The following is a 23,368-nucleotide window of genomic DNA, read 5'->3' as shown; positions in this document are numbered from 1 at the left end:
TATAGGTAATTTGATTATTACTGTGAATAATTACAGTTTAATCAGATGAAAATAAAAAACCAGCAAGATTGGTTAAGTATTTTTTGATGTTAAAAACTGTGTGAAAATTATCCATAAAAAACATAAAAAATACCAGCAATTGTCACTCACTATGAGCTGTAACTTATTGATTTATAGTGAGTGAAATCGCTTGTTTTTGTTTGTAAATGCGTATATTAAATGAGCTGTATTTTTATAACTTATTGATATTTCAGCTTTATGTTTTTATTTAATAGCTTATTATCAGTAAGCTATCTGTGAAATGTCCTTAGGATACCAGTCGTGCAATAATATTGCGGGTTTCCATTCGAACTTCTTCAAGTTGAACATTAATCACATCGTTAAGTTTATAAACAGCAACACCTTTAATAATTATAGCACCTGCTTCTTGACTACACTGTATTTCTTCCCGTACAGAATGGATAAAAGGTGCCGGAATGAAGGCATTAGCACCATTATCGGTTAAACGGATCCGGAGCCCACCTCGCGTAATGTCGGTTATTTCGGCAGCAAAAATAGTGTTAGTTTTGGCGAAAGGTTTTAGATAACGCGCATATAACCAGTCACCGACATCGCGTTCAGCTAAACGATTAGCGCGCTTGCGATCAGTAATTTTTGCCATCAAAGTTTCAGAAGGCTTTGTGATATTATGCTGCTCATTATTTATTATGGCTTTTAAAAAGCGGTGATTGATGATATCTGTATACTTACGGATAGGGGATGTCCAGGTTGCATAGGCATCAAACCCCAAACCATAATGGGCAGCTGGCGTAGTTTTAATTTCAGCAAAAGCTTGAAAACGGCGTATTCGACTATCTAGAAATTGAGTGGGTTGGCCATCTAATAAACGCCGTAAACGACAAAATCCTTCAAGTGTTAACAGTGTTTGTGCATTTTGTTCGATATCATGTTCTTGCAAAATGGCAACAACGTTCTCAATTTGACTGGGTTCAAAGCCATTATGAACATTAAAAATACCGGTTGCTAATTTATCTTTTAATACTTTTGTTGCACAAAGATTGGCTGCAATCATCGCTTCTTCGACGATACGATTAGCAATCCGCCGTTTCTCTGCCAATATATTAGTGACATTACCATTTTCATCAAGTACAAAGCAATAATCAGGACGCTCTTTAAATACTAATGCATGAGTTAGGCGCCAGGCGGCACGTTTTTCGCACATTTCATTAAGCAATAATATTTGCTGTTTGATGATTTCATTTTCGGGTTGCCATTTATCTTGTTGCTGTTCTAGCCAGTCAGAGACATCATCGTATACCAATTTATTTTTTGATTCGACCCATGCCAGGCAAAATTGAATATTTTCAGCCAATTGTCCATCTTGTTTAATATCAAATTGACAGACTAGTGCAGGGCGGCGCTCATTAGGACGCAGAGAACACAAATTATCCGATAATTCACGTGGCAACATCGGAATATTGAAGCCAGGTAAGTAATTGGTATAGCAACGTTGTTGGGCTATGGTATCTAACTCACTATTTACCGTGATATAACTGGTTGGATCAGCAATGGCAACAAATAGACGCAATTGATCATCGCCAATACGCTCTATATAAAGCGCATCATCCATATCTTCGGTACTGGCACTGTCAATGGTAATAAAGTTGAGGTGAGTAAGATCATGGCGTTCTGCTGTCTGCTCCCCAATGGTACAATTTTGCATTTCCGGAGCTTCGCGCTCTAATTGATGCCGACTCAATGTTACCCACCAAGGGGCAAAATGGTCATCGCTATGGGTAATATATTGGATTATTTCTGCTTGAAATCCGCCTTGATTTTTTAATGGATGACGACGGATTTCTGCTATTACCCAATCATCTTGCATCAAATCATTAGCTATATGTTGCGCCGGACGACAAAAAATATTTTCTTTTAATACTGGGTGATCGGGTTTGACATAAAGCCGATTATCATTATTTCTTTTTTGAATACGTCCTACAAATCGGGTAAGGAAGGGCTCAATTAATTGTTCTGGTTCAACAATTTCACGATCTTTATTTGTGTGAATGGTGGCGATTATTCGATCACCATGCATCACTTTTTTCATTTGTGGTGGTGGAATGAAATAAGTTTTCGTTCCATCGACCTCAAGAAAACCAAAACCTTTTTCGGTACTTTTGACAATCCCTTCAACACGAGGCGTTTGGGCATGTAATTGCTGTTTTAGCTGCGCTAGCAGCGGGTTATCTTGAAACATACTATCCGTATTTGCGTCGTTAAATTAAAATTTACCCACAAGTTGAGTGCTATGGGCAAGCAGAATAATAATATTTGTCACTTCAATAAATGGCATATATAAAGTTGTCTTGAAAATCCGTTTGTTAATCGTTTAGGTTGCGGGGTATTGTTTGTCGTTAAATTCACATAAATCTTCAATAATACAAGAGCCACAGCGTGGCTTTCTGGCAATACACGTGTAACGGCCGTGTAGTATAAACCAGTGGTGGCAATCCACTTTAAATTCAATCGGCACTACTTTGAGTAATTTTTGTTCAACCTCGATAACATTCTTACCTGGGGCAAAATTCGTGCGATTACAAACGCGAAAAATATGGGTATCAACAGCAATTGTTGGCCAGCCGAAGGCGGTGTTCAATACCACATTTGCCGTTTTGCGGCCGACACCGGGTAAGGATTCCAAGGCTTCGCGATTTTCCGGCACCTGGCCATTATATTTATCAATTAATATCTGACAGGTTTTAATAATATTTTCAGCTTTGGTATTAAATAAGCCAATTGTTTTGATGTAATGCTTTATTTCATCGATGCCTAGGGCTAGCATTTTTTCAGCGGTATTTGCAATCGGGTAGAGTTTTGCCGTTGCTTTATTGACACTAATATCGGTTGCTTGAGCGGAAAGTAATACAGAAATAAGTAATTCAAAAGGCGAATTAAAAACAAGCTCCGTTGTTGGTGTTGGATTGTTGTCACGTAAGCGAGTCAAGATGTCTATCCGCTTTTGTTTATTCATATTTTATTTGCTCTCGATCCTTTGCTAAATGATTTTTATTGGGGAATATCGCCGATTTTACCGCAGATTGCTGTTGTTTCTGACTAATATATTTTTTTACTTTTTCATCGATTAAATATTTACCTGCTAGCATCAAACCTAATCCAATGAAAGCCCCTGGGGGTAATATGGCTAATAAAAAAGGAGAATTAAGATGAATAACTTCAATACGTAATATTTTCGCCCATTCTCCTAACAGCAAATCTGCACCATCAAACAGCGTACCATTACCTAAAATTTCTCGCATGGCACCTAAAAAAAACAGTGCTATCGTGGCACCCGCTCCCATCGCTAAGCCATCAATTGCTGAGTTATAGACATTATTTTTGGCGGCGTAAGCTTCAGCTCGCCCAATAACAATACAGTTAGTAACAATCAGCGGAATAAAAATACCTAAAGACTGATATAAATCAACTGCATAGGCGTTAATTAACATCTGCACAGAGGAGACGACCGATGCAATAATCATTACATAGATTGGAATACGTATTTCGCTTAGGATCCAATGACGAAAAGTTGAGACAGTAATATTAGTGAAAAACAACACTAATGTTGTTGCTAATCCCAGTCCTAACGCATTGGTGGCTGTCGAAGAAACCGCTAGCAACGGACACAGACCTAATAATTGAACCAGTGCTGAATTGTTTCTCCATAATCCTTGGATAAAAAGTTTCTTAGTTTCATTCATGGTAATTAATTTGAGCATGCTGGATAAGTTGATAATTTTTGCGGCACCGACTGTATAAACCAGGCAGCACGCTCAGTGGCATTAATAACTGCTCTTGGTGTAATAGTGGCGCCAGTAAATTGGTCAAAATCACCACCATCTTTTTTTACCGCCCAATGGGGACTATGTTTTGAGTCAATTTTTTTACCTGAGAAATAGTTGATCCAATTTGAAATACGAATATCAATTTTATCACCTAATCCAGGTGTTTCATGATGTTCAGTTACACGAACACCAAGCACTTTACCATGGAAATCGGCTGCGACCAGCAATTTTATTGCTCCTGAGTAACCATCTGGTGCGATACTTTCTATGATGGCAGCAATCGGTTTTCCCTCTTTTCTGGCAATATAGAGATGATGGTGCAGTTCGCTACCTAATGCTTCATTTTTACTTACTAAGTAACACTCTTTGGTTAAATTATTATCATAAAACTCAGGAGCAATAATTTGATCAAACAGTTTTTGTTGTTGGATAAGTAGCTGGTTATTGATGGTACTTTTTGTGATGGTATAAACCGCTGCTGTCAGTCCAGTGGTAGCGGCAGCAAAAACAGCTAATATCAAGCCATGATGTCTAATGGATTTTAACATAACCACTCCTTATTTATGGCCATAAACACGAGGCTGGCTATAGTGATCAATGAGTGGTACAGCGATATTGGCCAGTAATACCGCAAAAGCAACAGCATCAGGATAACCACCATAAACACGAATGATCCAAATTAATAATCCAATCATTGCACCATAAATAAGACGACCACGCGGTGTAGTTGCCGCCGTAACTGGATCGGTAGCGATAAAAAAGGCACCAAGCATGGTTGCTCCTGAAAAGAGATGTATCATAGGAGAAGCGTATTGTGATGGCATAATAAGCCAGCTCAATAATGAACAGAATATTAGCGTGGCTAAAAATGCCAGCGGAATTTGCCAGCTGATTATTCGGCGATAAAGCATAATAATGCCACCAAACAGATAAGCAATATTAACCCATTGCCAACCGATGCCAGCTAAAGAACCTTGTAAAATAGGTTGTTGCAGTATTTGACTAATTGAGTGTGTTAGTGAACCCGTTTTAAAGCTATCGAGTGGTGTCGCTTGAGTTACACCATCAAAACCTAACGTTAATTGGTTTAAAGTTGCTCCTGCATCGGTATGACCGGAAAAAATGACTTGTAGGCTAGCTAAAGTATCGGCATGGATCGATTGAAGCTCTATTGGGGGTAACCAACTGGTCATTTGAACAGGAAATGAAATCAATAATACCACATAACCTACCATGGCTGGATTAAATGGATTTTGGCCTAATCCGCCATAGATGTGTTTAGCTATTAATATGGCAAAGGCCGTACCTAAAACTACCAGCCACCAGGGTGATAATGGTGGAATACTTATAGCCAATAATAAGGCGGTTACTAAGGCGGAATTATCTTTTAAATGAGTTATAACCGGTAATTTTCGTAGCTGTAAAGCTGCTGCCTCACAAATAAATGCAGTTATGATAGCGAGTAAAATTTGGTAAATCGTTCCACTACCAAAAAAGTAAATTTGGCAGGCAATACCGGGAATGGCAGCAATAACAACCCACAGCATGAGTTTACTGGTACTTTGTTTTTCATGAGTAAAGGGTGAAGTCGTCATTTTTAACCGGTTCACCCGACTATTAGTCGGTATTGGTCTGAATTTCATTTTTCAGCTCATGTATTGTTCAATTATTAGGGAGTTTTACTCTGCGCATCACGTTTGGCTTTAACCCTGGCAATAGCGGCGGCAACGGCCGCTTTGCGTGGATCAGCTGGTTGCGGCTCGATTGTTGCTTCTGTTGCTGCAACTGATTGGTTTTCTGCTGCTTGTCTGGCAGCTTGAATAGCACGCAGTTGGGCTTTTCTGGCTTGACGCGCTTCAATCGCTGCTTGGTTATTCAATGGTTCAGTTCTACTATTGTCAGCCTGATTTTTTTGTGCATTAATTGCAGCTTTGTCTGTTGCTTCGGGCTTAACCGCAGCTTGATTATGCCGTTGCTGACGCAGAATTTTTTCTCGTTCAAGCCGGGTTTTTTTAGCCTCAAACCGTTTCTTAGCATCCGATGAACGTTGTTTTTCTTGAGTAATGGCTTTAATTTCTGCCTTTTCTTGTCGATAGTATTGGACAAGTGGAATATTACTTGGGCAAACATAAGTACAAGCACCACATTCTATGCAATCGGATAAATTATATTGTTCCGCTTTTTCATGCTCCTGTCCTCGACTAAACCAATAAAGTTGTTGTGGTAATAAATTAGCTGGACAAGCTTGGGTACAAAGACCACAGCGAATGCAAGCTTCTTCATTGTTAGGTTCACCGATTTCTGCTATGGTAGGAGCAAGGATACAGTTGCTAATTTTAACAATAGGAGTGATTAAATCAGACAAAGTAAAGCCCATTAGTGGCCCTCCCATAATAACCATTTGCTCTGATTGTGGCACCAGACCGACCTGTTGTAATAGAAAATTGATCGGGGTACCCAAACGAACCCAATAATTACCAGGCTTTTGTATAGCATCGCCGGTTAATGTAACCGCCCGTTCAATTAATGGTTCACCATCGATAATGGCTCGTTTAATCGCAAACACAGTACCAACATTTTGCATTAATATACCAATGAACGAAGAGTGAACACCGCAAGGTATCTCCTTGCCGGTTAATATCTTAGTTAATTGTTTAGCGCCGCCTGAAGGATACTTTGTTGGGATCACTCGTAATTTAATCATAGCTTTTTGGCCTAAAAGTGCTTCTTTTAAGGCGGCTATTGCTGCGGGCTTATTATCTTCAATACCAATAATGACTTCTTTCGGTTTTAAAATATGTATCAGTATCAGTATACCTTCGATAATTTCATCAGCATGCTCCTGCATTAATCGATCATCGGCGGTTATATAAGGTTCACACTCTGCGGCATTGATAATCAACGTATTAATTAACTTATTGCCATTTTTCAACTTTGTTGCCGTCGGAAAGCCTGCGCCGCCTAATCCTGCTATACCGGCTTGCTCGATATGTGACAATAAGAATTTAGCAGAATATTGTAAGTAGTTGGGTAAAGGTTTGCGCTCACACCATTGATCTTTACTATCTGGCTTTAGCCGAATACAAAGCTCTTTTAGGCCGGAAGGGTGTGCGGTTATATGGGGGGCTATGTCAGTAATAGTACCTGAAGTCGTAGCATGGACAGGGATCCTACGATCACAACCTTTAGTTAATGCTTGTCCTTTTAAAACATAGTCATTGGTTTTAACAATGATATCACCCGCTGAGCCTACATGTTGCTGAATAGGAATAATCAATTCATCAGCTAAAGGAAGCGTAACTAACGGAACTTGGCTTGACTGTATTTTCATTTCAGGCGGATGTATGCCACCAGAAAAAGACCAAATTTTTTCTTTAGTTGTAGTAAGCTTTTTGAAAAAGTTAAACATTTGCTCGCTCCTTGCTAGCAAATGTAACGGTCGGTGTTGAGTTCGATGATGTAGTAATATTTTTTACTGGAATAGTAGTGAGATCCCATTTCCAGTTTTTGATGGTGGTTTTTATTGGTAGCATCGTAATACAGTCTGTTGGGCAAGGGGCAACACAAAGATCACAACCGGTACAGAGATCTTCTACCACTGTATGCATAGCGCGCGTTGCTCCAACAATTGCATCAACGGGGCAAGCCTGAATACATTTAGTGCAGCCAATACAGTTGGCTTCATCAATAAAAGCAACTTTCCGTTCTAGCGTTAATTTATCTTCATCAAGCGCTTGTGGCTCTACATTAAGTAATTCGGCAATTTTTAACATAGCTTGTTCGCCGCCGGGAGCGCACTTATTTATGGTTTCACCATTATTGGCAATTGCTTCAGCATAGGGGCGGCAACCTGGATAGCCACATTGGCCACACTGGCTTTGTGGTAAAATATGATCAATTTTTTCTACTATTGGATCGTCTTCTACTTTAAAGCGAAGCGCGGCAAATCCTAAAATAAGACCAAAAATAAGGCCAAATCCGGCAATAACACCGATTGCAATTAATAAAGTACCCATTAGAATTTTACCAAACCACTAAATCCCATAAATGCTAAAGACATTAGGCCGGCTGTAATGAGACCAATCGATGAACCGCGAAAGGGAGCCGGAACATTTGCCACCGCGATACGTTCACGGATGGCAGAAAATAGCACCATCACTAAAGAAAATCCTACTGCAGCCGCAAAACCGTAAACGGCAGATTGTAAAAAATTATGCGATTGATTGATATTCAGTAAAGCCACACCAAGAACTGCACAGTTTGTGGTGATTAACGGTAAAAAAATACCTAAAAGACGGTATAGTGTCGGGCTGGTTTTGCGCACCACCATTTCAGTAAATTGAACAACAACAGCAATAACTAATATAAAGCTTAAAGTACGTAAATAGATTAAATCTAACGGTATTAAAACCAATGTATCCATGAGCCATGAACAGATGGATGCTAAAGTCATCACAAATGTTGTAGCAAATCCCATACCAATAGCAGTTTCTAATTTTTTAGTAACCCCCATAAAAGGGCATAAGCCAAGAAATTTTACCAGCACGAAATTATTTACCAAAACGGTAGCGATAAATAATAAAAAATAATCTGTCATCTGAACGCCTAAATTTTTCATTTAGTCAGTCGAAGTTGTAAACCTAAATGGTCGGCTATGATAGCAACTGATAGTCATATAGGTTATCGATCTTGTGTGAAAGTCAATTTTACACGAGTTTCGCACAGGCATGTAAAATTCCAGAAATGGCTTAAAAGCAATGGTTAATTTGCAAGTTACTAAAACGTATAAATTTGTTTAATTTACAATAAGTTGCTTTTAATTTATAAGTTTTTTTCTATTTATATATTATGCTGAATTAAACTTAAAAATAGAGCGTTTTTTTATTGGTGCGAAACTCGTGTTTTAGTCAGTTAATGATTTTTAAGAAAATGAAAAATAGTGATTGCAGCTAAAAAATAAAAAGGTACGCTAAATAATATACATCAGCTGGTCCTGGTTGTAATATATGGTTTTAAATTTGACATGTCATTGTTTTAAGGGGTAGTTATGAATAAACCAATTAAGGTTGGTTTGATTGGTTACGGTTTTTCCGGTAAAACCTTTCATGTTCCTTTTATTACCACAATAGAAGGATTTCAATTATCAGCTATTGTAAGTAGTGATGAACAAAAAGTAAAAAAAGATTGGCCTAATGTCCCTGTTTTTGCTTTACTTGAACAACTTTTGGCTGAGCAGCCAGAAGTCTCTTTGATTGTTATTCCAACACCAAATAAAACCCATTTCCCATTGGCTAAACAAGCACTTGAAGCCGGTAAACATGTAATCGTCGATAAACCGTTTACCTTGACTGTGCAAGAAGCTGTAACGTTAAATCAATTAGCACAAACAAAAGGTAAGTTATTATCTGTTTATCACAATCGCCGCTGGGACTCAGGTTTTTTAACGGTGAAATCGTTGTTAGAAAACCAAATATTAGGCGAGCTAAAATATTATGAATCGCATTTTGATCGTTATCGGCCTGATGTGCGTCAACGGTGGCGAGAGTCAAAAGAGGCGGGCAGTGGTCTATGGTATGATTTGGCGCCTCACATGCTTGATCAAGTATTGCAACTTTTTGGCCAACCTAAATCGATTTTTGCCGATATAGCGATGATTAGGCCAAAAGCTGATGCAGTTGATTATTTCCATGTTTGCTTAAATTATCCAACCTTAAAGGTTGTTTTACATGCCACCACCATCGCAGCAGCAGAGTCGCCGATTTATCTACTACATGGTATGGAAGGCAGTTATGTAAAATATGGTCTCGATCCACAAGAAGAGTGTTTAAAAGCTGGGCAATTACCAACAGCAAAAGATTGGGGTAAGGATAGTCACGATGGAAATGTGACGCTGTCACAAAATGGTGAGCTGATCGTTAAGCCATTAGAAACTAAACAGGGTAATTATGGTCAGTATTATCGTGCTATCCGTCAGGCAATTACTAATGATGCACCTAATCCAGTTAGCGCCGAAGAAGCTATTTTGGTGATGAAATTGATTGAAGCGGGAATGGAGTCGGCAAAAATGCAACACACAGTAGAGCTGGCGCTTTAATTTTATTCATTTTGCCTATTCATATTTTTAAATATTAAATGAAGCGTTATGTATTGGTGGCGTCGTTTACAAATTGATTATTTTTTGCTGCTTATGTTAATGACTATCATGCTTGCTTCCTTTTTCCCTTGTCAAGGTAAGGTAAAAATAGTCTTTCAACATTTAACGACTATAGCCATTGCGTTACTTTTTTTTCTCCATAGCGCAAAACTTTCACGCCAGGCTATTTTTGCCGGTATCGGTCATTGGCGATTACATCTGTTAATTTTTTGCAGTACCTTTATTTTGTTTCCGATTATTGGCTTAGCGTTAAAGCCGTTAGTGCCTGAGTGGATGTTACCGACTGTTTATATCGGATTTCTTTACCTTTGCGCCTTACCTGCGACAGTACAGTCTGCGATTGCGTTTACTTCTGTTGCCGGCGGCAATGTTGCCGCTGCCATTTGTAGTGCATCAGCTTCCAGTTTGTTAGGGGTGTTTTTGTCGCCAATATTAGTCAGTTTCTTAATAGATATTGATAATCATCAACAGATTGAGCTGTTGTCAAATATCGGTGCTATTTTATTGCAAATTATGCTGCCATTTATATTAGGCCATTTACTTAGGCCATTACTGGTACAATGGATTAATCGCTATCGAAAATTAATCACTATTTCTGATCGTTCATCTATTTTATTAGTGGTTTATGTCGCTTTTAGTGAGGCGGTTATTGAAGGGATATGGTATAAAGTTGATGGCTGGTCGCTATTAATGATTGCGATTATTAGCGGTTTTTTACTTGCTATAGTGGTTTTATTTAATATTTACACCGCTCGCTATTTTGGTTTTAGTAAAGCCGATGAGATCACAATAGTATTTTGTGGCTCTAAAAAGAGTTTAGTTAATGGTGTCCCTATGGCTAATATACTTTTTCCTGCTCATCTAGTTGGTATTATTTTACTGCCAGTGATGATTTTTCATCAAATTCAATTAATGGTATGTGCGCTATTGGCACAACGTTATGCTAAGAAGAGTCGTTAATATGAAAATTATTCAGCTTATTTAATTGATGATACATAGCCATTTAATTTAACTCTTTCATTTTGTGTCTTTTCTTCACATTGCATTTGCTTAACTTGTAGTAAGTTTTGGCTCAATAGAAAGGGGAAAACAGGTAAAGACAAGCTTTCAGTTGAATGTAAGTTTTTTGGTGATCCTTGTAGGGCGACACTTTCTATTGTGGAATTATATTCCAGATTAAGTCGTGAAGTGAGATGATAATTCTTTATTTGAATTGAACTGTCAAGATTTAGACGTATAGCTAGGCGACTTAATTTTGATTACAAGGTGTGTTATGAGTTATACAATTGATTTTCGACGTAAAGTAATATCTGTAAGGAAAGCCGAAGGTTTAACAATTCGAGAAACTGCGAAACAATTCCGTATTGGAAAAGCGTCTTTAGTACGTTGGCTTAAACGACCAGAGCCAAAAAATTCAACGCCACGTAAGAGGAAGCTCGATAAAAATGCTTTAGCAAAAGATGTGGAACAGTATCCAGATGCTTACCAAAAGGAACGGGCAGAGCGATTCGGTGTTTGTAAAAAGACTATTTGGCAATCCCTTAAAAAGCTGGGATTAACCTATAAAAAAAACTCTATTCCATCCAAAAACCAACGAAAGCGACAGGCTGGCACATCAGCAAAAAAGACAACAGTATGAAAAAAAAGATAAATCTGTTGTTTTTATTGATGAAAGTGGTTTTTCACATGACACTCCACGAACTCACGGCTATTCCCCAAAAGGTCACCGTTGTTTTGGCCTGAAAAACTGGGGCGCTAAGGGAAGAACAAATGTTATTGGCGCTTTATTGGGAACAACCCTTTTTGCTATCGGATTATTTGATTGCAATATTAACCGTGATGTTTTTTATGTTTGGATCACAAAAATATTGCTCCCAGAACTTCCTGAAAATTCCGCTAGCTTTCACAAAGGTAAGAATATTGAACAGGCAATTATAAACGCAGGACACCAGATAGAATATTTGCCTGTGTATTCACCAGATTTAAATCCTATAGAACATAAATGGTCTCAAGCTAAACGTAAAAAGATGGAAACAGGATGCACTATCGATGACCTGTTTTTAATACATATGCTGTAATCAAAATTAAGTCGCCTAGCTATAACATGAGTTGGTGATAAAATTTAGCCTTACTTGAACCAATTTTAGTTGAAATATGAATATTATTTTTTACAAAACAGTTTTTTATTTTACTAATTAATGAGTTTGTTTTTATCTGATTATGCTGCTGGCTAGGTTTTATTAAAGGTCGATCTTTTATGATATTAATTTTATTCGACATAGAAACCCTCGGTATTAAAAATTGATACAAAAGAGCCAGTATTTTAACTGGCTTTTTTGTCATTTTACTAAGGTTTAATTTGATTGTGGGGTGGTTTTCGGCGTTGTTGCAGGCTGAGACGATGGATTGTCCATCAAGCCAATATTAGTTAAAAACTGAACTAATTTAAATGCTTGATTATTCATTTCCAGTTCGTCACCGGCGTAATGAAGATCCATCGTCATATTATCTTTGGTTACCAGCATCCATGGCAAAATTGGTCTATCTACATTCAATTGTGCTTTTTTCTCATCACTGAGAAAGTATTCTGTCGGTGATGTAAAGACATTTTGTTTAGCTGAACTTTCAAATTCACTAATTTGTGCGGTTGCTTTCTGACTAAATAATGTTTTTTGTTCCGGTGTGGTCACTTTATCATCTGAGCTTAGTATTTCTGTTTGGGTAAGCATTTCTATCAACATCGGTTTTGATAAATTAACATTGATATTAAAATCATTGAATAGTGCTTTGATGACCTGATAATATTGGTTATTTTGGCTATAAACAGAGAGTTGATTCAATGTCCAGGGCTTCATATCGATATCTATTTTGATATTGCTTTGACCGGCACTATTTTTCCAATAAAAAGGTTCGATGACAATTCTCGGACTATTCTTCAACAAGCTAGGTAAACTCTCAACTAGTAACTGTGCGAAAATAGTATCTGCATTATAAAGAGGATTGCCATTTGCCAAGTTGTGAGCAATTTCATCATTATAACTTTTTAGGAAATTACCAAACGCTTTAGCATCCATTCTTTCGATTAATAACGTAAGTTCTCCAGAACCTAAGTTTTGTTCTTTAGCGATAAGGTCATTAATGCTATAAGAAATTTTACCGTCAATGCTATTGTTTTTTAGTACAGAATCTAAGTTAATAGCAAAATTTTTAAATGAAAATTTAATGTCATCGCTATTAAAATTAATATCGGAAATATTAAGCGTCTGTTTGCCGGAATAGAAATTAAACGGAGTCAGTGATAAATCACTTTGGATATTGAGTCCTTTAAGGATCATGTTTTCCGTTTTCTCTTTATTGCCGATAACAAAATTATCACTAACAACGGAAATTTTTATATCTTTAAGATCGGTATTGCCCACATAATTAATTGTACCACCGCTAAACGTTATATTTTTTCCGTAAGGATTACCGTCTAGTGGACTTAAATTTAAATTTGCATCTAGGCCTTCATTAAAACCGACGTCAACATCACCAGTTATGAATGCTTGCTCCTGAGTATATTTGAATAGTTCTTCAGTGGTTTCATTTTTAACCAGTTCAATAGTGGTTGAGGCTAATCTTGGTAACAGATTAAGTTTAACTGTTTTGTTAATAGGAAAGGGTCCATGAAAGATTTTTGTGGCAAATTTAACAATGGTATTTTTTCTTTCGCTATTCTCTTTTATATCAATAATGATGTCTGCGTTAGAAGTGAAAATTCCTCGCTGATAATTTTCTATTTTAACATTAATACCAGCTTCTGGTGCATTATTTTTTAATGTGGTATTAGTACGTTCAATGAAAGTATCAAACTCTCCCTCAATTTTTTTTCCGGTATACCAAGAGCCAATTGTCCAAATTACGGCAACAATTACAATGACACCTACAGCTACTAACGATTTCTTCATATATCCATCCCTTAAGGATTTTAGCGGGTAAAAGTGATCAAATTTAATAAAATATATTATATACAGCTTTGCATGTATTTTAATTTTTGCTAATAATTAAAAACTCTGGCCAGTTTACCTTTTCCATTAAGCATAACTTGTCTTTCGGATGCAGAAATAAATATGGATTCCCCAGATAGGATCTCGGCAGTTTGATTTTCTGAGGTGATAGATATCTTACCTTCAACACAAAATAAAATCGTGGCTGAATTGTTTGCTATCGTAGTCAATTGATTATCAATTAGATATAAGGAAAAAGCAAAATCATTTACCGGAATAGGATAACAAAATTCATTATTATGTATATTCGGTTGTAGCAATAATGTGTCGCAGGGTTTGGCAATGAAATCTAAATTAGCCAGTAGTTCAGCAATATCAATATGTTTGTTAGTTAATCCCGCGCGCAGTACATTGTCAGAATTGGCCATTACTTCTAAACCAACACCTTCAATATAAGCATGCGGCGTTCTGGCATAGAGAAACATTGCTTCACCTGGTTGTAATTCAATAATATTCAGTAACAATGGTGCAAATAATCCATTATCCTCAGGGTATAATGGCAACATTTTTTCTATCGTGCTCCAAGGTTCCCCTTTTTCTTGCTGTAGAACAGATTTTAAGGCTGCAAGTAGCGGTTGCTTTTCTTTTGTTGTCAAGCTTAACAAGTGTTTAAAAAGTTGTGCCAGTTGAGTTTCTGTTGGGGTCTTTAAAAATAGTTGAATAATTGGTGAAGCTTCTGCAATCGGCAGCAATAAATTAGCGCTCTCCTTTAAAGGGCGAAATGAATTAAGCGCTTTGAAAGGGGTTAAAGCATAAATCAATTCAGGCTTATGATTATCGTCTTTATAATTACGATTAGGACAATCAAGCGCAATTCCAGCTGCGTTTTCACGCTTAAACCCAACTTCGGCAGCAATTTTATCTGGGTGTACCTGGATTGAAAGTGGTTGAACTGCACAGAGCACTTTGAATAAAAAAGATAATCGATGAAATTTTTGGGCAATTTTTTCACCGAGGTAATAGGTTGGATCGGTTGCGATTAGTTTATCTAACGATATTTTTTGCTCGGTATTTAAATCTTCAACAATAGAGCTGGCTTTAGGATGTGCTCCCATCCATAATTCAGCCATCGGTAAATGCTGAGGATTTTTGATATGGTAAAGCTTAGTTAGGGCATCTTTACTTCCCCAATCATAGTGTTGAATTTTATTGATCATTTTAAACATATAATACTGCTCTTAGTTGATAAAAATTTATTTTTAACTGTAATGCAATAAACTCGCTTGTCTCTCACATTTTAAATTAAAAATAGTGCATGATTTCAAGTACAATCAGTTTATCTGCAAAGATGGATTATGCATATCCAATTATTTTATGCTAAGGAGATAATAATGTCAGAATATCGCATTGAAAAAGACTCAATGGGTGAAATTAAAGTCCCAGCAGATAGGCTATGGGGCGCTCAAACGCAACGTTCACTGCAACATTTCCATATCTCAGTGGAAAAAATGCCTGTTGCCTTGATCCATGCATTGGTATTAACTAAAAAAGCAGCAGCTGAAGTAAATACCGATTTAGGGTTGATAGCGAAGGATAAGGCTAATGCTATTATCGCCGCAGCTGATGAAGTCTTAGCGAATAAGCATATGGCTGAATTTCCATTAGCAGTCTGGCAGACCGGCTCTGGTACGCAAACTAACATGAATATAAATGAAGTATTGGCGAACAGAGCGAGTGAAATTTTAGGTGGGAAAAGAGGTCAGCAACGCTTAATTCACCCGAATGATGATGTAAATAAAAGCCAGAGTTCTAATGATGTATTTCCAACCGCAATGCATGTAGCTGCTGTTATTGCTTTACATCAACATCTGTTACCTAGATTAAAAGAACTACAAACTACTTTTAAGCAAAAATCTGACGCCTTTAATGATATTGTCAAAATTGGCCGTACGCATCTTCAAGATGCAACACCATTAACATTAGGCCAAGAAATATCAGGGTGGGGAGCAATGCTAGCTCATAATGTCCGACATATCGAAGAGAGTATTCCTCATCTATCTGAACTTGCATTAGGCGGAACGGCGGTAGGTACGGGTTTAAATACCCATCCTGAATATGCCATTAAAGTCGCCAGTAAAATTGCAAAATTATCCGGCCTACCATTTGTCACTTCGCCTAATAAATTTGAATCTTTAGCTACTTGTGATGCTTTAGTTCATGCCCATGGTGCTTTAAAAGGTTTAGCAGCTTCATTAATGAAAATCGCTAATGATGTAAGGTGGTTAGCATCAGGTCCGCGTTGTGGCATTGGTGAAATTATGATCCCTGAAAATGAACCTGGTAGTTCGATAATGCCAGGAAAAGTTAATCCGACTCAGTGTGAAGCTTTAACTATGCTTTGTGCTCAAGTTATGGGGAATGATGTCGCTATTAATATTGGTGGAGCATCAGGTAATTTTGAACTCAATGTTTTCCGCCCCATGATTATTGATAATTTTTTACAATCAATTCGTTTATTGGCGGATGGTATGCATAGTTTTAATGATCATTGCGCTAAAGGTATTGAGCCTAATCGCCAGCGGATAGATAAATTATTACATGAATCATTAATGTTAGTTACTGCACTAAATACGCATATTGGTTATGACAAAGCCGCTGAAATTGCTAAAAAAGCACATAAAGAAGGATTGACGCTTAAGCAAGCCGCATTAAAACTGGCTTATTTAACAGCCGAAGAGTTTGATAGTTGGGTGCGACCTGAAAATATGGTAGGTAGTATGAAAAAGTAGTTTTTATATTTATAAAAAAAGAAAACCGAGTTAATAACCTCGTTTTTAGGTAGTGTTCAAAAATCTGTGTCATATCTTAAACTCAAAAAAAAGAGGTATGACAATATGAGAAATCAATCATTTAATTTTGATGAAGCGTTGAAGCAATTACAATCAGGTAAAAATTTACTCGGTACGGATGGAATACTCACACCACTCATAAAACAGCTGACCGAAGCTGCCCTGCAGGCAGAAATAGAACACTACCTATCGACAAGGTCAATCGATACGCGTAAAAATGGCTATACTCGAAAAACGGTTAAATCGACATCAGGTCAATTTGAACTGAAAACGCCCAGAGACAGGTCAGGTGCTTTTGAGCCTCAGCTCATTAAGAAAAATCAGACAAAATTATCAGAGGATGTTGATAACAAAATCCTATCGTTATTTGCATTAGGCATGAGTTATCGTGATATTCAAAAACATGTTGCAGAATTATATGGACTGGAAATATCAGATGGAGCTATTACGCATATTACTGACAAATTACTCCCTGAATTAAAAGCCTGGCAACAACGCCCTCTGGAGGCGCTCTATCCTTTTGTCTAGCTCGATGCCATTCATTACAAGATAAAACAGATGGTCACTATATCAATAAGGCAATAAGCGTGTTGCTTAATAGTGAAATAAGGGTATTTCGGTGATTGAAGTAAATTTTAGGCTGTTCTGAGATGGAAATTCCAAAGACCGGCACTAAGGAGTAAAAAGGTATCATCAATAAAGGGTCTACGATTCCGTAAAATTTGGGTCATACAACCGAGGCGCTTGATACCCGCGATGGCGTGTTCAACCGTAATACGGATGCCCGAGATTATTTTATTTTCTTGTTTTTGTTCAGGCGATAAAGGTCTTTTTCGAGTTCCTTTTTTTGGGATTTGTGTATTAGGATGCTGTTTATCTATACCTTGAAAACCGGTATCGGCCCAGATGGTTACCTCAGGGGGAATATGGCGAATTATATCGACTTTATCGAGTAAGCGTTTATCGTGACGGCGCCCATTTTTGATCATGGGGATAAATCCAATTTTCCTCGTTTCGTCAGTCATAATAAGCCCTTTTCGAGTGGTCTGTCTTTTCTTTCCCGAATACATTTTTTTTCGCCGACGCAGATTCTTAGGCTTTTGGACAGGTCGCTCTGTCCCATCAATAAAGACGTCTTTAACTCCAGGAAAGGCGCGAAAAAATTCCTCAGCAGAGCGAATTTGACGAGCGGGCAAAACACATTCTCGCCCCAAGGTCATCTCTAAAACCGGCAATAATATTTTTACCCAGCGACATACCCGTGTTCTATCTAAACCAAAAAGAAGTCCTTGCAAATCATAGGTCGGATAACATTTTAAATACAATAAAATAAAAAGCAGTTTATCTAATGGGGTTGGGATAAATCCTTTCTGCCCTGCACCCATCTGCCGCTCGTGATCTTTTCGATTCTTTTTCCGATAAATCAAATAATAAGCTGAAAATTCAGCGGCTAAATTTTTCAATTCTTCGACTGATAATCCAATGATTGCTTTACATAAACGATTATCTCGTAACAACCGCTCTTTGTTGATCATTTCAAACCGTTATTTTCTAAGTTAAACCTCTTTTTATTGTCTATAGCGTGACAAAAAATGCAAGTCTCTATTCAGCAACTATTTTAATCTACACAGTACTTGGACTAACCACCGATGGGCATAAGGAATGGTTAGGATTCTATATGTCTGAAACAGAAGGAGCACATCATTGGCTGAGCGTTCTGACTGACTTACATAACCGTGGTATACAAGATATTTTAATCGCTTGTGTTGACGGATTAAAAGGGTTTCCAGAAGCGATAGCCAGTATTTTCCCGCAGACAGAAGTTCAGCTATGCGTATAGCTAGGCGACTTAATTTTGATTACAGCATATGTATTAAAAACAGGTCATCGATAGTGCATCCTGTTTCCATCTTTTTACGTTTAGCTTGAGACCATTTATGTTCTATAGGATTTAAATCTGGTGAATACACAGGCAAATATTCTATCTGGTGTCCTGCGTTTATAATTGCCTGTTCAATATTCTTACCTTTGTGAAAGCTAGCGTTGTCCATAAAAATAACAGAATTTTCAGGAAGTTCTGGGAGCAATATTTTTGTGATCCAAACATAAAAAACATCACGATTAATATTGCAATCAAATAATCCGATAGCAAAAAGGGTTGTTCCCAATAAAGCGCCAATAACATTTGTTCTTCCCTTAGCACCCCAGTTTTTCAGGCCAAAACAACGGTGACCTTTTGGGGAATAGCCGTGAGTTCGTGGAGTGTCATGTGAAAAACCACTTTCATCAATAAAAACAACAGATTTATCTTTTTTTTCATACTGTTGTCTTTTTTGCTGATGTGCCAGCCTGTCGCTTTCGTTGGTTTTTGGATGGAATAGAGTTTTTTTTATAGGTTAATCCCAGCTTTTTAAGGGATTGCCAAATAGTCTTTTTACAAACACCGAATCGCTCTGCCCGTTCCTTTTGGTAAGCATCTGGATACTGTTCCACATCTTTTGCTAAAGCATTTTTATCGAGCTTCCTCTTACGTGGCGTTGAATTTTTTGGCTCTGGTCGTTTAAGCCAACGTACTAAAGACGCTTTTCCAATACGGAATTGTTTCGCAGTTTCTCGAATTGTTAAACCTTCGGCTTTCCTTACAGATATTACTTTACGTCGAAAATCAATTGTATAACTCATAACACACCTTGTAATCAAAATTAAGTCGCCTAGCTATAGTTCATCAAATTCGCAATAGCTTTATATTGCCGGTAAAGACCAAAAAGCCTTTATGGCTGATTTAAAGCCGGTTTATCGTGCAGATACTAAAGCGGCTGCTGAGCTTGCCCTTGATGAACTGGAAACGAAATGAGGTGAAAAATACCCGATAGTGCTAGAATCCTGGCGAAGTAAATGGGAGTTGCTCAGTGCTTATTTTCGATACCCTAAAGCCATTAGAAAACCCATTTATACGACCAATGCAGTAGAGGCGGTTCATCGGCAGTTTAGGACATTAACTAAAACCAAAGGGGCTTTTCCTAATGAAAACAGCTTATTAAAATTACTCTATATTGGCATCAATCAGGTATCCAACAAATGGACTATGCCGATTAGTAACTGGGCGTCAACCATTGCTCAATTGTCCATCTATTTTAAAGGGCGCCAGATGGTATAATCAAAATATAAAATCCCCTGACACAGAATTATGAACACCCTCTTTTTTTTACTTAAATTTCTTGATAAAGATGTAATCGAGCAATAATTAATTTTAATTTTTGGCTTATGTTTTATTTTTATATTATTAATTTCATAGTCAGAAAGCGTACCTAATTTTGTCAAATGGTTTGTATCACTACTAAAGGATAAAAGTGGAAGAGGGCAAGCGTATTGTACTTGTTGTTTTTCATTCGCGTACCAAACTCTGTCAATCGGCTGAACTTTTACTGGGCGTTGTATTTTTAATATGGCATCATTAGAGATGTAGTAGCTCATACTTAATCTGACAGTTACCGGTTATTTATACAGTATCTGTCAGGTTAAATTTGATTTAAATCTTTTTCTCGCCAAAGTTGTTTTCCCTCGTATAAAGTTGCCATAGGCGTTCGACCGCAACACATTTTTCCTTGATGAGTGCGTTAGTTATTGTTATTCGTCTAACCATTTGTCTAAATCAGCTTGTAATTCGGCTAAATTACCGAAGATTTTCTTAAGTGGATTAACGCCAAACGAATCAGAGCGACTGTTCCGTGAACAATCAGGTAGGGTGGCCAATTTTAGTTGACCACTACACTGAGGAAAAACAGGATTGTTAACCATAACAAACAACTGAACAAGTTAGACATCTCAGAAGAAGGAACCTTAATACACTTACGAGGTTATGGTTGGGTGACAGTTTTCAAATTTATAGCCAAAAACGGCCGTATTGATTACTTAGTAACAAACAAAGAAAATCCCACCCGTGAATACGTCAAATCTATCATAGATGCCCGTTGGTCTGTTGAAGTTTATCATCGAAAAGTTAAACAAAATTGTGGTATTGAACGCTGTCAGGCTCGCACGAGTCGGGCGCAAAGAAATCATATTTTTCTCGCAATTTCTGCGTGGTTTGAACAACATAAACGCCGTATATCTGAAAAAATAACTCTTTATCAACAAAATTGGCATGTAATCAAAAATGCTATTGCTGAGCAGCTCAGCAGAGGGGGGTTATTGTATACCCAAATTAGGTTTGTGCGAAACTCTGAAGTAGAACCACCAAAATGGAACAAGCCAATTTTTTGACTTTTTGTTATATGTTGTCCTTCATAAACTGTAATTTCGCAGGTTGATACTTCAGCCATACCTACCGCCATAAAACACATAAGACTAATTGTTGGTTCATCAGCTTCAATAAATATCAGCGCTCTAGTAGCAAATTCATTAATATATCCCTGCGATTTTAGGAGCCTCAGGATCCGAATCCCATGCTAAGCGCTTGAGAATAGGGCGAACGCCTTGCCGGAACTCTCTTGTAAAAAGATCATCCCATGATTTAAAATCATAATGAGCAACTGAAGGATCACATTTCACGAGTTTCGCACAGGCATATAAAATTCCAGAAATGGCTTAAAAGCGATGGTTAATTTGCAAGTTACTAAAACGTATAAATTTGTTTAAATTACAAATAAGTTGCTTTTAATTTATAAGATTTTGTCTATTTATATATTATGCTGAATTAAACTTAAAAATAAAGCGTTTTTTTATTGATGTGAAACTCGTGATTACTTAAAATCGACTTACATTTAACATAATAGTGATTGTGCGAACTTTAATAATAAATTCAGGGTTTCAAATCTGGATCATTTATTTTTGAGGAATTGTGATGAAAGGTGTAGCATAAAAAATTATACTTAAATCTTAAGTTATCAACCTACCTACTGAATATACTTAAAATAAAAGGAACCTGCCTATGTCTATCAAAATACATAATGCGACCAACATATTCATTAATAATAACATTATTAATTTAAAAGAAAATGATAAGAATAATACGTTACTCTATATAAAAAACTTTTTCTATCAAATAATAACCTTTGGATTGAAGAGGTCTTTGTTCGAAGCAAGAGCAGAAGAAAAAAAAGAATTATTTAATATGGCCTTTTCTGTATTTAAAGCTATGCCCCTTTCTTTTGGTGATATAAAAAAAGATTATCAGAGGGACATGTATTTTTCTCCTTGTAGAAAAAATAAGATATATCAATGTGAATATAATATATATATTAGTAAATTAGACAGAAACGGTGATGAAATTATTGATTCACGTATCGAACTGGCTAACCTTAGTAAAAGAGAGTATTTTGAAAAATTCAAAAAAAAATTCTCAGAAATTAAAGAACATGATAGCTATAAAAAAATAGTAGATAATAATTACAAAATCATAAGTGAATTAAAATATTTTAATATCAATATATTAAATAATCTCAAAGAAGTAGCTATTCGTTATACAATAGAAAATAGCTCTAACTATTTAAATGTTCCAGATAACATTGAATTAAAAAAAAAATTAGAAAAAACATCATGTTCTTTTAAAGAATACATAGAAAATAAAATAGAAACAGATAACTTTGGGATGGACGATATTATGCCTATAGTTCATTTTTTCCTTGAAAGCGATGAAGAATTACAAAAAATTTTATTAAACACAGATATTCACGAAAGTTATATGTTTGACGTTATCGATGATAAAAATAAACTTTATGATGACCCAAGAGCTCCAAATTGGACACATATATCCACCATTCTTAAACTAATTAACGATAGTAAATCCGTGAATATAACATTACAACAGAATAAAAAAGATGAAATGGCAGATAATAAATATTAAGGATTAAATTTATTAGAAGAAATAGATAATTATATACGGTAGTGTTCAAAAATCTGTGTCATATCTTAAACTCAAAAAAAAGAGGCATGACATATGAGAAATCAATCATTTAATTTTGATGAAGCGTTGGAGCAATTACAATCAGGTAAAAATTTACTCGGTACGGATGGAATACTCACACCACTCATAAAACAGCTGACCGAAGCTGCCCTGCAGGCAGAAATAGAACACTACCTATCGACAAGGTCAATCGATACGCGTAAAAATGGCTATACTCGAAAAACGGTTAAATCGACATCAGGTCAATTTGAACTGAAAACGCCCAGAGACAGGTCAGGTGCTTTTGAGCCTCAGCTCATTAAGAAAAATCAGACAAAATTATCAGAGGATATTGATAACAAAATCCTATCGTTATTTGCATTAGGCATGAGTTATCGTGATATTCAAAAACATGTTGCAGAATTATATGGACTGGAAATATCAGATGGAGCTATTACGCATATTACTGATAAATTACTCCCTGAATTAAAAGCCTGGCAACAACACCCTCTGGAGGCGCTCTATCCTTTTGTCTGGCTCGATGCCATTCATTACAAGATAAAACATGATGGTCACTATATCAATAAGGCAATCTACACAGTACTTGGACTAACCACCGATGCTCTGGCTTCGGCGGTTTTCCATTCGGTTAT

At 36.8% G+C, this 23,368-nt stretch carries 23 protein-coding genes and 6 pseudogenes; 11 read left to right on the top strand and 18 right to left on the bottom strand.

All coding sequences use genetic code 11. From position 1 onward, the window contains the following. Window positions 1-307: 307 nt before the first annotated feature. From AYJ55_RS09440 to rsxA, 8 genes are all read right to left on the bottom strand, one after another. Window positions 308-2,257, bottom strand: a complete 1,950-nt coding sequence (locus AYJ55_RS09440) for an exoribonuclease II (protein ID WP_063655861.1) — start codon at window positions 2,255-2,257, stop codon at window positions 308-310. A gap of 132 nt (window positions 2,258-2,389) precedes the next feature. Beyond that, on the bottom strand, window positions 2,390-3,031 hold the full coding sequence (nth, locus tag AYJ55_RS09435; RefSeq protein WP_063655860.1) for an endonuclease III: 642 nt from the start codon (window positions 3,029-3,031) through the stop codon (window positions 2,390-2,392). Beyond that, complete coding sequence (locus AYJ55_RS09430; protein WP_063656282.1) at window positions 3,024-3,758, bottom strand: electron transport complex subunit E; 735 nt, start codon at window positions 3,756-3,758, stop codon at window positions 3,024-3,026. Before AYJ55_RS09430 ends, nth begins: the two co-directional genes overlap by 8 nt. A gap of 5 nt (window positions 3,759-3,763) precedes the next feature. Further along, entirely contained in the window at window positions 3,764-4,390 is a 627-nt protein-coding gene (gene rsxG / locus AYJ55_RS09425) for an electron transport complex subunit RsxG (RefSeq protein ID WP_063655859.1), read from the bottom strand. 9 nt (window positions 4,391-4,399) lie between these two features. Then, window positions 4,400-5,485, bottom strand: coding sequence for an electron transport complex subunit RsxD (rsxD, locus tag AYJ55_RS09420; RefSeq protein ID WP_063655858.1), 1,086 nt, complete (start codon window positions 5,483-5,485; stop codon window positions 4,400-4,402). Between the two features lie 26 nt (window positions 5,486-5,511). Beyond that, window positions 5,512-7,251, bottom strand: coding sequence for an electron transport complex subunit RsxC (gene rsxC / locus AYJ55_RS09415; RefSeq protein ID WP_063655857.1), 1,740 nt, complete (start codon window positions 7,249-7,251; stop codon window positions 5,512-5,514). Beyond that, window positions 7,244-7,858, bottom strand: a complete 615-nt coding sequence (rsxB, locus tag AYJ55_RS09410) for an electron transport complex subunit RsxB (protein WP_063655855.1) — start codon at window positions 7,856-7,858, stop codon at window positions 7,244-7,246. Before rsxB ends, rsxC begins: the two co-directional genes overlap by 8 nt. Further along, entirely contained in the window at window positions 7,858-8,439 is a 582-nt protein-coding gene (gene rsxA, locus AYJ55_RS09405) for an electron transport complex subunit RsxA (RefSeq protein WP_063656281.1), read from the bottom strand. The genes rsxB and rsxA overlap by 1 nt, the downstream gene beginning before the upstream one ends. 450 nt (window positions 8,440-8,889) lie before the next feature. Here rsxA and AYJ55_RS09400 point away from each other — a divergent pair, with 450 nt between their 5' ends. After that, on the top strand, window positions 8,890-9,936 hold the full coding sequence (locus AYJ55_RS09400; RefSeq protein WP_063655853.1) for an oxidoreductase: 1,047 nt from the start codon (window positions 8,890-8,892) through the stop codon (window positions 9,934-9,936). Between the two features lie 48 nt (window positions 9,937-9,984). Further along, entirely contained in the window at window positions 9,985-10,956 is a 972-nt protein-coding gene (locus AYJ55_RS09395) for a bile acid:sodium symporter family protein (RefSeq protein WP_063655851.1), read from the top strand. A gap of 17 nt (window positions 10,957-10,973) precedes the next feature. On the opposite strand, the gene AYJ55_RS36645 is transcribed toward AYJ55_RS09395, so the two are convergent. Continuing rightward, complete coding sequence (locus tag AYJ55_RS36645; RefSeq protein ID WP_483771132.1) at window positions 10,974-11,204, bottom strand: hypothetical protein; 231 nt, start codon at window positions 11,202-11,204, stop codon at window positions 10,974-10,976. 65 nt (window positions 11,205-11,269) lie between these two features. Between AYJ55_RS36645 and AYJ55_RS09390 the strand changes: the two genes are divergently transcribed. Next, window positions 11,270-11,635 (top strand): IS630 transposase-related protein, encoded by a 366-nt coding sequence (locus tag AYJ55_RS09390; RefSeq protein WP_063653415.1) that lies wholly within the window; start codon window positions 11,270-11,272, stop codon window positions 11,633-11,635. Then, a complete protein-coding gene (locus tag AYJ55_RS09385; protein ID WP_342668156.1) occupies window positions 11,559-12,074 on the top strand; it encodes a transposase in 516 nt (171 codons plus the stop codon). Before AYJ55_RS09390 ends, AYJ55_RS09385 begins: the two co-directional genes overlap by 77 nt. A gap of 19 nt (window positions 12,075-12,093) precedes the next feature. Here AYJ55_RS09385 and AYJ55_RS30640 read toward each other — a convergent pair whose 3' ends face one another. The 3 genes from AYJ55_RS30640 to manA form a co-directional block, all read right to left on the bottom strand. Beyond that, window positions 12,094-12,339 carry a hypothetical protein gene (locus tag AYJ55_RS30640; protein ID WP_187153214.1) on the bottom strand — a complete coding sequence of 82 codons (246 nt, stop codon included), beginning with the start codon at window positions 12,337-12,339 and terminating at the stop codon, window positions 12,094-12,096. An 11-nt stretch (window positions 12,340-12,350) separates the two neighbouring features. Continuing rightward, window positions 12,351-13,943: a YdgA family protein gene (locus tag AYJ55_RS09375; RefSeq protein ID WP_063655845.1), complete on the bottom strand. Its 1,593-nt coding sequence runs from the start codon at window positions 13,941-13,943 to the stop codon at window positions 12,351-12,353. An 89-nt stretch (window positions 13,944-14,032) separates the two neighbouring features. Next, window positions 14,033-15,208 carry a mannose-6-phosphate isomerase gene (gene manA, locus AYJ55_RS09370; protein ID WP_063655842.1) on the bottom strand — a complete coding sequence of 392 codons (1,176 nt, stop codon included), beginning with the start codon at window positions 15,206-15,208 and terminating at the stop codon, window positions 14,033-14,035. Window positions 15,209-15,373: 165 nt separating this feature from the next. On the opposite strand from manA, the gene fumC reads away from it, so the two are divergent. Together fumC and AYJ55_RS09360 are read left to right on the top strand one after the other, a co-directional pair. Beyond that, a complete protein-coding gene (gene fumC, locus AYJ55_RS09365; protein ID WP_063655840.1) occupies window positions 15,374-16,771 on the top strand; it encodes a class II fumarate hydratase in 1,398 nt (465 codons plus the stop codon). Window positions 16,772-16,876: 105 nt separating this feature from the next. Beyond that, window positions 16,877-17,427 (top strand): annotated as a pseudogene (locus AYJ55_RS09360) (transposase); the annotation flags it as partial. Between the two features lie 39 nt (window positions 17,428-17,466). On the opposite strand, the gene AYJ55_RS09355 reads toward AYJ55_RS09360, so the two are convergent. Then, window positions 17,467-18,366: a transposase family protein gene (locus AYJ55_RS09355; protein ID WP_063655835.1), complete on the bottom strand. Its 900-nt coding sequence runs from the start codon at window positions 18,364-18,366 to the stop codon at window positions 17,467-17,469. A gap of 86 nt (window positions 18,367-18,452) precedes the next feature. Between AYJ55_RS09355 and AYJ55_RS25595 the strand changes: the two are divergent. Continuing rightward, window positions 18,453-18,668: pseudogene (locus AYJ55_RS25595) on the top strand (transposase); the annotation flags it as partial. 22 nt (window positions 18,669-18,690) lie between these two features. Here the strand turns inward: AYJ55_RS25595 and AYJ55_RS09350 are convergent. Both AYJ55_RS09350 and AYJ55_RS09345 read right to left on the bottom strand, forming a co-directional pair. Then, entirely contained in the window at window positions 18,691-19,179 is a 489-nt protein-coding gene (locus AYJ55_RS09350; protein WP_063653499.1) for an IS630 family transposase, read from the bottom strand. Further along, window positions 19,148-19,513 (bottom strand): IS630 transposase-related protein, encoded by a 366-nt coding sequence (locus AYJ55_RS09345; protein ID WP_063653415.1) that lies wholly within the window; start codon window positions 19,511-19,513, stop codon window positions 19,148-19,150. Before AYJ55_RS09345 ends, AYJ55_RS09350 begins: the two co-directional genes overlap by 32 nt. Window positions 19,514-19,539: 26 nt before the next feature. Here AYJ55_RS09345 and AYJ55_RS25590 point away from each other — a divergent pair. After that, a pseudogene (locus tag AYJ55_RS25590) lies at window positions 19,540-19,976 on the top strand (transposase); the annotation flags it as partial. On the opposite strand, the gene AYJ55_RS25585 reads toward AYJ55_RS25590, so the two are convergent. After that, entirely contained in the window at window positions 19,961-20,305 is a 345-nt protein-coding gene (locus tag AYJ55_RS25585; protein WP_245677319.1) for a DNA replication terminus site-binding protein, read from the bottom strand. The pseudogene AYJ55_RS25590 and the gene AYJ55_RS25585 sit on opposite strands and share 16 nt — an antisense overlap. A 44-nt stretch (window positions 20,306-20,349) precedes the next feature. Beyond that, window positions 20,350-20,521, bottom strand: a pseudogene (locus AYJ55_RS32950) (IS481 family transposase); the annotation flags it as partial. A gap of 75 nt (window positions 20,522-20,596) precedes the next feature. On the opposite strand from AYJ55_RS32950, the pseudogene AYJ55_RS32945 reads away from it, so the two are divergent. Then, window positions 20,597-21,007, top strand: a pseudogene (locus tag AYJ55_RS32945) (transposase); the annotation flags it as partial. On the opposite strand, the gene AYJ55_RS35820 reads toward AYJ55_RS32945, so the two are convergent. Next, entirely contained in the window at window positions 20,962-21,165 is a 204-nt protein-coding gene (locus tag AYJ55_RS35820; protein WP_425393787.1) for a phosphatidylserine decarboxylase, read from the bottom strand. The pseudogene AYJ55_RS32945 and the gene AYJ55_RS35820 overlap by 46 nt on opposite strands. Window positions 21,166-21,761: 596 nt before the next feature. Between AYJ55_RS35820 and AYJ55_RS30635 the strand changes: the two genes are divergently transcribed. Both AYJ55_RS30635 and AYJ55_RS09315 read left to right on the top strand, forming a co-directional pair. After that, entirely contained in the window at window positions 21,762-22,676 is a 915-nt protein-coding gene (locus AYJ55_RS30635; RefSeq protein ID WP_063655829.1) for a hypothetical protein, read from the top strand. Window positions 22,677-22,769: 93 nt separating this feature from the next. Then, a pseudogene (locus AYJ55_RS09315) lies at window positions 22,770-23,327 on the top strand (transposase); the annotation flags it as partial. Between the last annotated feature and the right edge of the window lie 41 nt (window positions 23,328-23,368).

Origin of the sequence: Candidatus Arsenophonus triatominarum (assembly GCF_001640365.1) — a bacterium.
GTDB lineage: Bacteria > Pseudomonadota > Gammaproteobacteria > Enterobacterales > Enterobacteriaceae > Arsenophonus > Arsenophonus triatominarum.
Note: the sequence above shows the minus strand (reverse complement) of the source record. Positions and strands in the feature narration are given on the sequence as shown.

Bases quoted from the DNA above. Each gene is read 5' to 3' on its own strand.
- AYJ55_RS09440 (WP_063655861.1), bottom strand. From the start codon at position 2,257: ATGTTTCAAGATAACCCGCTGCTAGCGCAGCTAAAACAGCAATTACAT.
- nth (WP_063655860.1), bottom strand. From the start codon at position 3,031: ATGAATAAACAAAAGCGGATAGACATCTTGACTCGCTTACGTGACAAC.
- AYJ55_RS09430 (WP_063656282.1), bottom strand. From the start codon at position 3,758: ATGAATGAAACTAAGAAACTTTTTATCCAAGGATTATGGAGAAACAAT.
- rsxG (WP_063655859.1), bottom strand. From the start codon at position 4,390: ATGTTAAAATCCATTAGACATCATGGCTTGATATTAGCTGTTTTTGCT.
- rsxD (WP_063655858.1), bottom strand. From the start codon at position 5,485: ATGAAATTCAGACCAATACCGACTAATAGTCGGGTGAACCGGTTAAAA.
- rsxC (WP_063655857.1), bottom strand. From the start codon at position 7,251: ATGTTTAACTTTTTCAAAAAGCTTACTACAACTAAAGAAAAAATTTGG.
- rsxB (WP_063655855.1), bottom strand. From the start codon at position 7,858: ATGGGTACTTTATTAATTGCAATCGGTGTTATTGCCGGATTTGGCCTT.
- rsxA (WP_063656281.1), bottom strand. From the start codon at position 8,439: ATGACAGATTATTTTTTATTATTTATCGCTACCGTTTTGGTAAATAAT.
- AYJ55_RS09400 (WP_063655853.1), top strand. From the start codon at position 8,890: ATGAATAAACCAATTAAGGTTGGTTTGATTGGTTACGGTTTTTCCGGT.
- AYJ55_RS09395 (WP_063655851.1), top strand. From the start codon at position 9,985: ATGTATTGGTGGCGTCGTTTACAAATTGATTATTTTTTGCTGCTTATG.
- AYJ55_RS09390 (WP_063653415.1), top strand. From the start codon at position 11,270: ATGAGTTATACAATTGATTTTCGACGTAAAGTAATATCTGTAAGGAAA.
- AYJ55_RS30640 (WP_187153214.1), bottom strand. From the start codon at position 12,339: ATGACAAAAAAGCCAGTTAAAATACTGGCTCTTTTGTATCAATTTTTA.
- AYJ55_RS09375 (WP_063655845.1), bottom strand. From the start codon at position 13,943: ATGAAGAAATCGTTAGTAGCTGTAGGTGTCATTGTAATTGTTGCCGTA.
- manA (WP_063655842.1), bottom strand. From the start codon at position 15,208: ATGTTTAAAATGATCAATAAAATTCAACACTATGATTGGGGAAGTAAA.
- fumC (WP_063655840.1), top strand. From the start codon at position 15,374: ATGTCAGAATATCGCATTGAAAAAGACTCAATGGGTGAAATTAAAGTC.
- AYJ55_RS09355 (WP_063655835.1), bottom strand. From the start codon at position 18,366: ATGATCAACAAAGAGCGGTTGTTACGAGATAATCGTTTATGTAAAGCA.
- AYJ55_RS09345 (WP_063653415.1), bottom strand. From the start codon at position 19,513: ATGAGTTATACAATTGATTTTCGACGTAAAGTAATATCTGTAAGGAAA.
- AYJ55_RS25585 (WP_245677319.1), bottom strand. From the start codon at position 20,305: ATGAGCTACTACATCTCTAATGATGCCATATTAAAAATACAACGCCCA.
- AYJ55_RS35820 (WP_425393787.1), bottom strand. From the start codon at position 21,165: ATGGCGGTAGGTATGGCTGAAGTATCAACCTGCGAAATTACAGTTTAT.
- AYJ55_RS30635 (WP_063655829.1), top strand. From the start codon at position 21,762: ATGTCTATCAAAATACATAATGCGACCAACATATTCATTAATAATAAC.